We start from the raw sequence: 11,968 nt of genomic DNA, 5'->3' as shown, positions 1-11,968 counted from the left end.
CTGCGCCGCCAGGGTCGACGCGATCTTCGCCGCCGGGCTGCTTCCCCACCTTCCCGATTCCGACGCCGGCCTGCGGGAACTCGCCCGGATCACCCGGCCCGGCGGCCGGCTCGTCCTCTTCCACCCCTCCGGCCGAGCCACCCTCGCCGCCCGACACGGCCGCACCCTACGACCGGACGAACCCCTCGCCGAAACCCCGCTGCGAGCCAGCACGAGCCGGACCGGATGGCACCTGGACACCTACGACGACCCGCCCCACCGCTTCCTCGCCACCGCCACCCGCACCTCCTAACCACCCACACCCAGCCCACGAAGCCCCCGGCCCCGCCCCCGGCCCCGCCCCCGCCCCCGGCCCCGGCCCCGGCCCCGGCGATCTTGCACTTTGGGTCGCCCTTGTGGGGCTTTTGCTCGCTTTCGCGGCGACGAAAAGTGCAAGATCGCGGGCGGCGAGGGCTTCGCGGGCTGGGGTGACCCGGGTTACCCGCAGCGGGTGGAACTTCCGGGTGGGTGTGGCCGACCAACCTGATGACGTCGATCTTCGAAAGGAGGTCCATGTCCAGCCGGTTTGTGCGCCTGGCCGGCGGGTGAGCCGGCGCGGCCGGCTGCCCGGAGGGCGGCTGGATCGGCCAGCAACTGCTCGACTGACCAGGAGAATGACCGCCATGCCCATCCGTCTCCGCCGCCCGCTCACCGCGGGCCTGCTCGCCGCCGCGCTGGCCGCCACGGCCCTGCTGCTCGGGCCGGGCTCCCCCGCGTACGCGCACAACGTCCTGCGCAAGGCGAGTCCCGCCCAGGACGCCAAGCTGACCACCCCGCCGGTCAAGATCACCCTGGAGTTCATGCAGAAGCTGAACCCGACCTTCACCACCATCACGCTCAGCGACGCCGCCGAGCAGAAGGTGGCCACCGGCGAGCCGGAGGTGACCGGCACCAAGGGCACGGTCACCATCGACGCACCGCTGGCCAACGGCACCTACACGGTCGCGTACCGGGTCGTCTCCACTGACGGGCACCCGGTGCAGGGGTCGTACCGGTTCACCGTCGCCGATCCCACCGCCAGCGCCGAACCCACCGTCAGCGCCAGCCCGGAGGCGAGTGAGGCGGCGGCCACGCCATCCGCCGTGGCGACCTCCGCCGCCGCGTCCAGCGCGTCGGCCAGTCCGGTCGCGAGCGGATCGAGCGGTGGCGGGCCGGGCGCGCTGGCGTTGCTGGCCGGCGGTGGGGTGTTGGTCCTCGCGGTTGCCGGCGCGGTGGTGTTCCTGCTGCGCCGTCGCGCCACCAGTTGAGCACCCACCTCCACGCGTGAACCGGCCCGGCGGATACTGGGAGCTGACTGCCGGATCGGAGGCCGAGGCGGAGGCGACGATGGGTGACAACGGAACGCTCGTCCTGATCACCGCTGCGGCGATCCTGAGCATGGTGGTCTGGTTCGACCGGCGCCTCCTGGCGGATCTCGCCCGCACCAGCGACCACCAACTGCGCTACTTCGACCGCAGCACCTGGGCGCTGATCATCGTGCTGTCGTTCCCGGTCGGGCCGATGTTCTACCTGATGTACGGCAAGGGACCCGGCCGATACCGCTAGGCCGGCGGCCGGAAAGCGGGCGGGACTACAGGGCGTCCGCCCGACGGCGGAACAGCACGCGTTCGCCGTCGTTGCGGGTGAGGTCGGCGGCCCGCGCGAACTCGTCGCGCGCCTCGTCGGCCCGGCCCAGCCGGGCCAGCAGTTCGCCCCGTACCGCCGGGAGCTGCGGGTAGTCGCGCAGCGCCCGCTCCTGCCCCAGCGAGTCGAGCAGGGCCAGGCCCCGGGCCGGATCGCCGGCCAGACCGACCGCCGCGGCCCGGTTGAGCAGGACCACCGGGGACGGCTGGACATGGGCGAGGACCTCGTACAGGGCGACGATCCGGGGCCAGTCGGTGTCCTCCGCGCGGGCGGCCCGGGCGTGACAGGCCGCGATCGCGGCCTGCAGGGTGTAGCGACCCACTCCCCGGGACTCGGCGCGAGCGAGCGCGGCCAGGCCACGGCGGACCAGCAACCGGTCCCACAGCCGGCGGTCCTGGTCGAGCAGGGGCACCGGTTGCCCGGCGGCGTCGACCCGGGCCCGCAGGCGGGACGCCTGGATCTCCATCAGGGCCAGCAGGCCGTGCGTCTCGGGCTCGTCGGGAAGCAGCCCGGCGAGGATGCGTCCCAGCCGCACCGCCTCGTGGCACAGCTCGGGGCGGGCCCAATCCCGACCGCTGGTCGCCGAGTAGCCCTCGTTGAAGATCAGGTAGACGACCTCCAGCACCGAGGAGAGCCGGTCGGGCAGTTCGGCGGGGTTGGGCAGCTCGAACTGCACGTTCGCGGCGGCGAGCGCCCGTTTGGCGCGCACGATGCGTTGGGCGGCGGTGGTTTCCGGGATCAGGAAGGCGCGGGCGATCTCCGGGGTGGTCAGGCCGCCGAGTAGCCGCAGCGTCAGCGCCACCTTCGCCTCGGTGGAGAGCACGGGATGGGCCGCGGTGAAGACCAGCCGCAGCAGGTCGTCGCCGATGTGGTCGTCCAGCGCGGCGTCCAACTCCGCCTCCGCGTACTCCTGCTGGATCTGCACGTCCCGGCCGAGCAGCGCGAGCTTCTTCGCGTACCGCTCCTGCCGGCGCAGCAGGTCGATCGCCCGGTGCTTCGCGGTCGCCAGCAGCCACCGGCCGGGATCGTCCGGTACGCCGGTCTCCGGCCAGCGTTCCAGCGCCACGACCAGCGCGTCCTGCGCCAGTTCCTCAACCAGCCCGACGTCCCTGACCAGCCGGGCCAGCCGGGCGATCAGCCGGGCCGATTCGATCCGCCAGACCGCTTCGACGGCCCGGCGGGTCGCCCGCGTCGCGTCCTCGGAGGTTGGATCGGTAGCCGTCACGGCTACCGATCCAACCACCGCCATCAGGCGGGCGGCGCGAAGTCCTCCGGCCCGAACACCTTGCGCACCTCGCTCTCACCTGCCCAGCCGGGCCACAGGTCGCGGTGCAGCCTCATGAACCGCGAGGTCCACTCGACCGCCTCTTCCCTGGTGCGTACCTCGTAGACCGCGTAGCTGATGATCTCCTTCGCCTCGGCGAACGGCCCGTCGGTGACGGCCAGGTCTCCGCCGGACACGTCGACCCGCCAGCCGGCCGTGCTCGGCGCGAGCCCGCCCTGGTCGAGCAGGGCACCGGCGACGGTCGCCTCCTCACCAAGCTTCATGATCGCCTGCATCAGCTCCGGCGGTGCCGGGGTGTCGGGCCGGGCGGCCTTGAGCAGTGCCAGGTATCGCATCGCTAGCTCCTTCTGTCAGGGGTTGGCAGCTATCGGGTCACGGCGCGGTGGTGGTGGCGCAGCGTCAGCGACAACCACGCCCAGGCCAGCAGGATGGCGGCGGTGAACGCCAGGTTCGCGGCGACGCGCCCACCGCTGGCGGCCATCGCGACGAACCCGACGAGGAACAGCACCCCGGTGGTACGCGAGAACGCCGCCCACCCGGGCAGCCCGTCGGCTGCGAAGCGGCGCGCCAGCACGAGGCACGCCGCGACGAGGCAGCTGAAGCCGACCGCGCCCGATCCGAAGTGCAGCATCCCGTGCCAGCTCACGGTGGCGGCGTCCGCCGGTGTGCCGGCCGGGAAACCGAGGGCCGGATCGGCGCGGAAGATCCCCGCGGCGACCATGCTCGCGCCGTAGCCGACCAGCAGCCGGGGTGCCCAGGTGCCGCCGACACCCGGCTGGAGGGTCCGGCGAAGACCGGCCGCGCCCGCCATCACCAGCAGGCCGGTCACGATCAGGTTGGTCAGCTGGATCCAGCCCCAGTCACCGTTGGCCAGCAGGCTCCACGCGTGCCGGGTCAGGTCGAACCCCTCCCGGCTCAGTGCCTGGGCCAGCGACACCAGAACGTAGGCCGGGCCGGCCAGGGCACCAAGGAGCAGCAGGCGGCTGCCCATGGTCGGGTCGGACTCGGGCCCGAGCGGGCCGCTCCTCGACCGGGCCGCCGCCCGGCGGGCGTGCGGATCTGCCGTGCTTGAGTTGCTGGTACGGGACATCGCCCGGTCTCCCTTCCCCTTCGGGGCGCTCCGTTCGGCCCCTCTACCGGGAAGCTCGAACGGGAGGACCGGGATTCGACACCACCGCCCAACTTTTTCGCGGAACTTTTTCCACGGGCCCGCGCCGGCAGCTGAGGGCCCTCAGCGCAGCAGCACCGGCCCGGCGTCGATCCGGGTACGGAACAGCGCGTACGGCTTGCGGCGCAGGTCCTTCCCACGGTGGTAGTTGGCCTGCCGGTGCAGCTGGTTCGCGGTGACGTAGAGGTGCCCGTCGACGGCCACCGACATGGTGTCGGGCCAGAGCAGCCGGGGGTCGTGCACCACGGTCTCGTACTCGCCGTCCGGGCGGCGCCGCAGCACCGCGTTGTGCTCGTACGAGGTGAGGTAGACCCGCCCGGCGTCGTCGCTCTCCAGGCCGTCGGACCCGCCGCCCTTCTCGCCCTCGTGGACCACCGTCGCGGCGACCTCGTCCGCGCCGACCGAGACGTCGGCGAGAGCGTCGGTGGCGACGCTGTACCAGTGGCGGGAAGCGAGCGGGCAGTAGTAGAGCCGGGAGCCGTCGGCGGAGAGGGCGATCCCGTCGGAGCCGATCATGACCGGCTGCGGCGGCCCGTCGACCGGCCGTTCCTCGAACGGGCGTCCCTCCACCACCGGCCGGAAGGTGGACGGAGGCTCCGCCTTGGTGGACGGATGGTCGTGCAGCCGCCGCCACGACGCACCGGTGGCCAGGTCGACCACGATGATCCCGTTCGGCCCGGCGACCGCCGAGTCGGTGACGTACGCGATCCCCGCAGCCCCGCGCCGCAGGTCGAACCGGACGTCGTTGAGGTACGTGGTGGGCAGCGCCACGTCCGGCGGAAGGGTGATCACCTGGGCGACCGTGTCGGTGTCCAGGTCGACGCGGACCAGCTTGGGGCCGCCCGGCCGGGTGGGCTGGAACATCGGGCTGCCGGTGTCGAGCACCCAGAGCCGGTCGGCGGGATCGACCACGATGTTCTGCACCGAGACGAACGCATCCGGGTCGTCGTCGCTGCCCGGCCGGTTCCACGCCTCGTCCGGGAACGGCACCTCTCGGCCGTCGCGCAGCTCGACCACGGTGGCCGGCACGTCGTCACCCCACCTCGGGAAGTTGACGAAGATCCGGCCGGTGTGCGAGACGCTCACGCCGGTCGGCATCGGCCCGGTGAAGGCGTGGACGAGTTCCAGCTCGCCGACGGGCTCAGCCGACGCGGGTTCGCTCATGCGCTGCTCCTGACTCTCGGTGCGGCCCCCGTTCCCGCCGCCAACCGGCACAAACGTGGCACCGGCCGGCCCGCGCAGGCGGAGACACTGACGGCCCGACGCGCCTACCCGAAACAGACTTTCAGCCCATAGAGGTACTTAAGGCGTGAACACCCATCGAAGTGAACATAAAGCCCATTAGTCTCCAGATGCCGCCTCCAGCAAACGCATGAACGAAGGAGCCTTGATGCGAAAGAGATTTCTCGCCGCCGCCCTGGCGGGCGTGGCCGCGTCCGCCGCACTCGCCGCACCCGCCCATGCGGAGGACACCACCGTCACGCTGACCGTGGACGCCACCGGCGGCCTGTCGATCACCGTGCCCGCCTCGGCGAACATCGGCCACGGCGTCGAGGGCAGCTCGGTTTCCGGCCTGCTCGGCCCGGTCACGGTGCTCGACCAGCGCTCGTCGATCACCCCGAACTGGACCGCCTCCGTCATCTCCACCGACTTCTCCACCGGCGGTGGCACCTCCGGGGAGACGATTCCGAACATCAACGTCAGCTACTGGTCCGGCCCGGCCACGGCAACGGCCGGCACCGGCACCTTCACACCCGGCCAGCCGACCCCCGGCGACCAGCAGATCATCAACGTGCCGCGGACCGCGTTCAGCAAGACCGGCGGCACCGGCAACAACTTCGCCACCTGGAACCCGACCCTGGTGGTGAACATCCCACCCGCCACCGTCCGGGGGACCTACACCGGGACGGTGACACATTCGGTGCTCTAGCCTCCTCGGCCGGCTGGTGCCGCTGGCCTCCGTCGCCCTCGTGGCGTTCGGAGTGCCGGCGGCACCTGCCGTCGCCGGGCAGGAGCAATGGCAGGCAGCCGGGCGGGACGGGGACGGCATCGGACTCCGCCTGCTGGAAATCCCGGCCGCGCGGGTCGACGACCCCCGAGCCCACGTCTACGTCATCGACCATGTGAAGCCGGGTGCGACGATCAGCCGCCGGGTCGAGGTCAGCAACGACTCGCCGGACCGCCAGCAGATCGAGCTGTACGCCGGGGCCGCCGCCATCAAGGGCAACGCGTTCACCGTCTCCGAAGGACGCGGCGGCAACGAGCTCAGCGACTGGGTCAGCCTGGGGGCGGCCAACCTGGACCTCGCGCCCGGCCAGCGGAAACCCGTCGACGTCGACATCGAGGTGCCCAGGACCGCGTCCAAGGGTGAACGGTACGGCGCGATCTGGGCGCAGGTTTCCAGCGCGCCGGAGCGGAGCGGCAACGTCACCCAGGTGCACCGGGTGGGCATCCGGCTGTACCTCGACATCGGGCCGGGCGGCGAACCGCCGACGGACTTCCGGATCGACGACGTGGCGGCCGAGCCGGGCACCGGCGAGTTCCCCGTGGTGACCGCGCGGGTGACCAACACCGGTGGACGGGCCCTCGACATGACCGGGACGCTGACCCTGACCAAGAAGTCGATCCGGGCCGGTCCGTTCAAGGTGACCAACGGGGTGACCATCCCGCCCGGCCAGAGCGGCCAGGTTCGCATCGAGGTCGACCAGTCCCTGCCGGCCGGCGTCTGGGACGCCCGGCTGGTCCTGGCCAGCGGGGTCGTGGAACGCACCGCCGACGGGCGGATCACCCTCCCGGTCACGACTCGCGCCGCGATGGAGACCGCGAAGCCGGGCTGGCTGGTGTACTCACTCGGGACTCTGGCGGCGCTGGCGATCCTCGTCGTGTTCGCCGCCTGGCACCTGGCTCGGCGGCGGTCCCGCCGCGAGGAAGGCGACGACCCGCCGGATCAACCGGCGACCGCCGCACCGGACCGGCAAACCGCCTGACCAGCCAGCGCCCGCCGGAACGGGCGTCCTCCTGCGGCCCGGCCGCCTCCTCGGAAGCGGTCGGGCCGATTCGCGCCTCCATCACGAAAGCCGAGATCCTCCCATAATTGGGCATATAGGATTAGTCTCGCGTTTCTCTGCGGCACCGTTCGGCACGGCCCGCCGCATCCCCACGCGCTGATCGATCCTGCCGGCCACCGTTCCGGGGCCGGTGGCGTACGCCCGGATGGAGGTCGTGATGGTGGTCCGGATCCGCAACGTCTCCACGGTCCGTGCGGTGGCACTCGGCTGGTCGGCCGTCGCCGGCCTGGTCGTGGCCGGCGTGCTCGCCGCCGGACCGGCGACGGCCGCCGGGGCGCGGTGGAACGCCGGGGAACGGCCGGCCGGGCTTTCGGCTGGATCGCTGGCCGAGCCGGTGGCGACGGCGCCGGCCGGCTCGACCGGCGTCACGTTCGAGGTGGTGCCGGCGCCGTCGGGCAGCCCGACCCCCGACCCGACCGGATCGCCGACCCCCGACCCGTCCAAACAACCGTTGCCGGTCACCGGATCGGACTCGGGACCGGGCCCGCTGCTGGCCCTGGCCGCCCTGCTGGTCGCCGCCGGTGCGGTGCTCGCCGCGCTCGGCCGCCGCCGGACGGTCAGATGACCGAGTGGGTCACCGTAGCCCGGTAGGCCCCGACCACCGCCTGCTGGGGCAGCGTCACCGACAGCACGGGATTCCAGCTGGCCGAGTTGGCGCCGGTCGGGCCGGACCACCCGGCGGCGGTACGCGGCACGTCCAGCACGGTGCCGGGCTGCGGCAGGAACACCCCGGAACCGGTGGTGCTCACAGCCGGACCGGAGGCGTAGCTGACGGCGGAACGGGGGATGGTCTCACCGGGCGAACCCGAACCCGTGGTGAAGGCCGTCACCGAGACGGTGGCGGTCCAGGAGCCGGCGCTCGGGCCTCGGTCGTCGATCACCGTGACCAGGCCGAGCCGGTCCGCGAGCGGCGGGGAGCCCGGGGTGGCCCGGCCGAGGGAGGCGGCGGCCGGCACGCTGATCGCCAACCCGGCCAGCGGAGCGATGACCAGGCTGACCGGGCGGGTGGCGGACTGCGCGAACGAGTCCGTCACCCGGACCGTGAAGGAGAAGGTCCCGGCGGCGGTGGGGGTGCCGGACAGCGACCCGGTGACCGGGTCCAGGGTCAACCCGGCCGGCAGCGCACCGGCACTCACCGACCAGGCGAACGGCGCGGTGCCACCGGTCACGGTCAGCTGGTAGGCGTACGGGGTGAACACCTTGCCGGCCGGAGGCGACGGGAAGTTGAGGCTGGGCGCGGCGGCGATGGCCAGAGTGGCTGGCCGGGTGTCGGAGAAGCCACTGGCGTCGGTCACCCGGATCGTGAACGAGAAGCTGCCCGCCGCGGTGGGCGTGCCGGACAGCAACCCGCTGGCCGGATCGAGGGTCAACCCGGCCGGCAGCGCGCCGGCACTCACCGACCAGGCGAACGGCGCGGTGCCGCCGGCCACGGTGAGCGCGACCCGGTACCCGGCGCCGACCTCACCGGCCGGCGGGGGCGGGAAGGTCAGGGCCGGCGGGGCGTTGACCGTGACCGCGGGGGACTGCGCCGAGTCGGGGCCGGTGCCGGCGGCGTTGACGGCGGCGATCCGGAAGGTGTACGCGGTGCCAGCGGTCAGGCCGGTGACGGTCCTGGACGTCGGTGTCGCCGGCAGGCTCAGCGGGGTCTGCGCCGTTCCGGCGAGGTAGGGGGTCAACCGGTAGCCGGTGATCGCCGAGCTGCCGTCGGCCGGCGCGCTCCAGGTCACCGTGGCGGAGTTGGTGCCGGCGGTGGCCGAGGTGATGGTCGGTGCGGCTGGCACCGTGTACGGCACGACCGGTGTCGAGGACGGGCTGGCCGTACCGGTGCCGAAGGCGTTGGTCGCCGCCACCCGGAAGGCGTACTGGGATCCGGCGGTCAGCCCGGTCAGCGTACGGATGGTGGTGGAGGTGTCGAAGGTGACCGTCGGCTGGGTCACCCCGTCCCGGATCGGGGTGAGGACGTAGCCGGTGATCGGGCTGCCGTTGTCCGCCGGCGCGGCCCAGGAGACGGTGGCGCTGGTGATGCCGGCGACGGCCGTCGGGGTGGCCGGGGTGGCCGGTGGGGCGGCGTAGACGTAGCTACCCGAGCCGGCGGCGCCACGGGTGGCGACGGCGACGGTCACCGGGGCCGGGCCGGACCGGGCGGGCATCGAGGAGATGCCGAGGCTGCCGTCGCTGTTGACGGTGAAGCAGCCGGCGGCCGGGCCGGAGGCGCATGGCAGCAGCACCGCCGAGGCGCCGGTCGTCTGCTCGTCGGCCGTACCGATGGTGATCGCGGTAGCGCCCGCGAGGTTGTTGCCACGAACGGTGACCGCCCCGCCGCCGGAGATCGACCCCAGCGCCGGGGTGACGGTGACGGCGGAGGGCGCGGTCAGCGGAGTGACCGCCGTGGTGGTCGAGGCGTAGCCCGGATTCGCGTCGATCGACGACGCGGTGGCCACCGTTCCCGTCTGGATCAACGTCGGGGTCACCCCGCTACCGGTAACCGTCGCCACCACGGTGACCGGCGACAGGGCGGCGCCGGCCGGGAACGGCACATTGCTGTTGGTACAGGTGATGCTCTGACCCGACGGCGAACCGCAGGCCCAGCCGGTACCGGTGGCGCCGCGCGGGACGACCCCGGCCGGCAGGGTCTGGGTCAACAGGATCGGCGACGGCTCGCTGGTCCCGGAATCGACCTGGGCGGTGACGGTGTAGGTGACCGGGTCGCCGGGTTGCGGGCTGGCCCCGACCGAACTGGTCTGGCTCACGCTGAGGTCCGGCACCTGGTTGAAGCTGACCGCCCGGGCGTTGTCGATCTCGTGGAAGTCGGTGACGGCACCGGTCGAGCCGACCCAGCCGAAGGCGAGTTGCCGGGGGATGCCGTTGGCGTTCAGCCAGGTCGGCGACGGGTACAGGCTCGACGACACCGAAGGCAGCGTGCCGGACAGCGTCCGGGCCGTCCCGCCGACCGGGGTGAACCGGACCGCGTACTGGCCGGCCGGCACGGTGATCCCGGTGCTGGTGGTGTACGGCGAACTGGTGGTGTTGGCGACCACCTCGACCGGCACCACGGAGGCCGTCCGGGTGTTCGCGCGCAGCGGGATCGCCGCCGACGAGGTGCTGGTGGCGGTGCTGTTGATCGCGCAGTAGCCGACCCCGTTGCGGCCCGGCCCGCGGATGACGACCTGGCCCGGCACCCGCCCGTTGTTGGTCGAGATGTACGCCGGGTTGGTGCAGCCGGTGCCCTGGTAGACGCTGTTGCTGTAGTTCCCGTAGACGTCGAAGCCGATGCCCAGGTATCCGTTCGAGAGACCGACCGAGCCGCCGTTGTACGCGGCCGAGTAGCCGAGCGACCCACCCGGCTGGCCGATGGCCGACGGCGAGCGGGGGTCGGCCGGGTCGACCGCGGCGAGCACGAAGGCGATGCCGTCCGCCCCGGGGCTGCTGCCGCCGTACTGGTAGGCGTTGAACGTGACGTAGAGCCCCTGCGAGGTCGGCACGCTCACCGCGCCGAACACCCCGCCCTGCCGGCTGAGGGATGCCGGGGTCAGCCGGAGCTTGCCGGAACCCTGCGCGTCGGTGCTGGTGGGGCAGCTGAGCAGGGGACCGACGGTGGTGTTGCCCGCCGCGCTCAAGCAGGCGCTGTTGCTGTTCGTGCCCGAGGGCACGCCGGGTACCGCCACCGCGCCGAGGCCGTTCGGGGTGTTGTTGCGAAACGGCTGGTCGAACAATACCGAGCCATCCGCCGCCGCCACGCCCGGAAGAGCCACCACGGCTCCCACACTCAGGGCGACCGACAGCGCCGTGGCCAGTACCCGGCGCCACCAGCGCGCGAACGACATGAGCCCCTCCCTGCTCAGCTTCCTCACCAACCCCGAACCACACTGTATGTGCCGCCATAGAGCAAAATAGGTCAAAACAGACATTTGTCGGCCGGCAATGGGTCGTCAAGTTCTATGCGCCAGGCGGGCTTGTATCCGGTACCCAGGTACGGCCTTACCGTCAAGGCATGACCACGAACGATCCGGCCTGGGTGCCCGAGGCGTGCACCCTGCCCACCATCGAGACGCCCACGCGGCTGGCGGAGTTCGACGGGCTGTTCGCCACCGCGCTGCTCGGTCAGCAACTGCTGGCTCCGACCCGGCTGCGGTGGCGGCTCGACCCGGCCGCCGAGGCCACCGCCCGCGACCTGACCCGGCGGGAGAACGAATGCTGTTCATTCTTCACCTTCACCGTCACCCCGGTCGCCGACGCCGTAAAGGTCGACGTGGAGGTACCGGTCGCGCACAGCGACGTCCTGGCCGCACTCGCCGGGCGGGCCGCCGCCGGGTTGCGCTCGTGACCGGGATGCGCAGCAGCCAGGTCGCCGCGGCGGCCGGGGTGAACCCGCAGACACTGCGCTACTACGAACGCCGGGGCCTGCTCGCCCAGCCACGACGCAGCCTGGGCGGGCACCGGCTCTACCCGGCCGAGGCGGTCACCACGCTTCGGGTGATCAAGGCTGCCCAGCGGCTCGGGTTCACCCTTGACGAGGTGGTCGAACTGCTGGCCGCCGGCCGGCACCGGCACCGCGGGACGGACGCGGGGTTGCGGGCCCGCGCCCGCGCCAAGCTGACCGAGGTGGAGGCGAAGATCGCCGACCTCGAGGTGATCGCCGGCACGCTCCGGGCGGCCGTCGACGCCGGCTGCGACGACCTGGTCGCCTGCGCCGGGCAACCCTGCTGCCCGATCCCGTTCGCCACCATCGCCGGAGGTCCCGATGCCGACGCCCGTTGATCACGTAACTTCCCCGCCGTCGCCGGG

General features: G+C 72.6%; 13 protein-coding genes. 8 read left to right on the top strand and 5 right to left on the bottom strand.

Annotated elements, in window-relative coordinates; all coding sequences use genetic code 11:
- From AB0M52_RS21830 to AB0M52_RS21820, 3 genes are all read left to right on the top strand, one after another.
- Positions 1-292: methyltransferase domain-containing protein (locus tag AB0M52_RS21830; protein ID WP_363956547.1), on the top strand; the 292-nt coding region annotated here is incomplete at its 5' end.
- Positions 293-662: 370 nt separating this feature from the next.
- Entirely contained in the window at positions 663-1,286 is a 624-nt protein-coding gene (locus tag AB0M52_RS21825) for a copper resistance CopC family protein (RefSeq protein WP_363956544.1), read from the top strand.
- 79 nt (positions 1,287-1,365) lie between these two features.
- Entirely contained in the window at positions 1,366-1,584 is a 219-nt protein-coding gene (locus tag AB0M52_RS21820; protein WP_363956541.1) for a hypothetical protein, read from the top strand.
- A gap of 25 nt (positions 1,585-1,609) precedes the next feature.
- Here the strand turns inward: AB0M52_RS21820 and AB0M52_RS21815 are convergent, their stop codons facing one another.
- The 4 genes from AB0M52_RS21815 to AB0M52_RS21800 form a co-directional block, all read right to left on the bottom strand.
- A complete protein-coding gene (locus AB0M52_RS21815) occupies positions 1,610-2,887 on the bottom strand; it encodes a DUF6596 domain-containing protein (protein ID WP_363956538.1) in 1,278 nt (425 codons plus the stop codon).
- 23 nt (positions 2,888-2,910) lie between these two features.
- Positions 2,911-3,282, bottom strand: coding sequence for a YciI family protein (locus AB0M52_RS21810; protein WP_363956535.1), 372 nt, complete (start codon positions 3,280-3,282; stop codon positions 2,911-2,913).
- A 29-nt stretch (positions 3,283-3,311) separates the two neighbouring features.
- Entirely contained in the window at positions 3,312-4,037 is a 726-nt protein-coding gene (locus AB0M52_RS21805) for a DUF998 domain-containing protein (RefSeq protein WP_363956532.1), read from the bottom strand.
- Between the two features lie 141 nt (positions 4,038-4,178).
- Positions 4,179-5,279, bottom strand: a complete 1,101-nt coding sequence (locus AB0M52_RS21800; RefSeq protein WP_363956529.1) for an L-dopachrome tautomerase-related protein — start codon at positions 5,277-5,279, stop codon at positions 4,179-4,181.
- A 226-nt stretch (positions 5,280-5,505) separates the two neighbouring features.
- Here AB0M52_RS21800 and AB0M52_RS21795 point away from each other — a divergent pair, with 226 nt between their 5' ends.
- The 3 genes from AB0M52_RS21795 to AB0M52_RS21785 all read left to right on the top strand — a co-directional run bounded on the left by AB0M52_RS21795 (position 5,506) and on the right by AB0M52_RS21785 (position 7,748).
- Positions 5,506-6,045 (top strand): hypothetical protein, encoded by a 540-nt coding sequence (locus AB0M52_RS21795; RefSeq protein WP_363956526.1) that lies wholly within the window; start codon positions 5,506-5,508, stop codon positions 6,043-6,045.
- A gap of 16 nt (positions 6,046-6,061) precedes the next feature.
- Positions 6,062-7,102, top strand: a complete 1,041-nt coding sequence (locus AB0M52_RS21790) for a hypothetical protein (RefSeq protein WP_363956523.1) — start codon at positions 6,062-6,064, stop codon at positions 7,100-7,102.
- Positions 7,103-7,313: 211 nt separating this feature from the next.
- Positions 7,314-7,748 (top strand): hypothetical protein, encoded by a 435-nt coding sequence (locus AB0M52_RS21785; RefSeq protein ID WP_363956520.1) that lies wholly within the window; start codon positions 7,314-7,316, stop codon positions 7,746-7,748.
- On the opposite strand, the gene AB0M52_RS21780 is transcribed toward AB0M52_RS21785, so the two are convergent.
- Positions 7,741-11,007 carry a putative Ig domain-containing protein gene (locus AB0M52_RS21780; protein ID WP_363956516.1) on the bottom strand — a complete coding sequence of 1,089 codons (3,267 nt, stop codon included), beginning with the start codon at positions 11,005-11,007 and terminating at the stop codon, positions 7,741-7,743. The genes AB0M52_RS21785 and AB0M52_RS21780 overlap by 8 nt on opposite strands.
- A gap of 167 nt (positions 11,008-11,174) precedes the next feature.
- On the opposite strand from AB0M52_RS21780, the gene AB0M52_RS21775 reads away from it, so the two are divergent.
- Together AB0M52_RS21775 and AB0M52_RS21770 are read left to right on the top strand one after the other, a co-directional pair.
- A complete protein-coding gene (locus AB0M52_RS21775; RefSeq protein WP_363956513.1) occupies positions 11,175-11,507 on the top strand; it encodes a hypothetical protein in 333 nt (110 codons plus the stop codon).
- Between the two features lie 5 nt (positions 11,508-11,512).
- Positions 11,513-11,941, top strand: a complete 429-nt coding sequence (locus AB0M52_RS21770; protein WP_363956550.1) for a MerR family transcriptional regulator — start codon at positions 11,513-11,515, stop codon at positions 11,939-11,941.
- Positions 11,942-11,968 lie beyond the last annotated feature (27 nt).

Source organism: Micromonospora sp. NPDC051296 (genome assembly GCF_040682255.1).
Lineage (GTDB): Bacteria > Actinomycetota > Actinomycetes > Mycobacteriales > Micromonosporaceae > Micromonospora > Micromonospora craterilacus.
The sequence above is the reverse complement of the archived record's forward strand: the minus strand, read 5'-3'. Positions and strand labels throughout refer to the sequence as shown.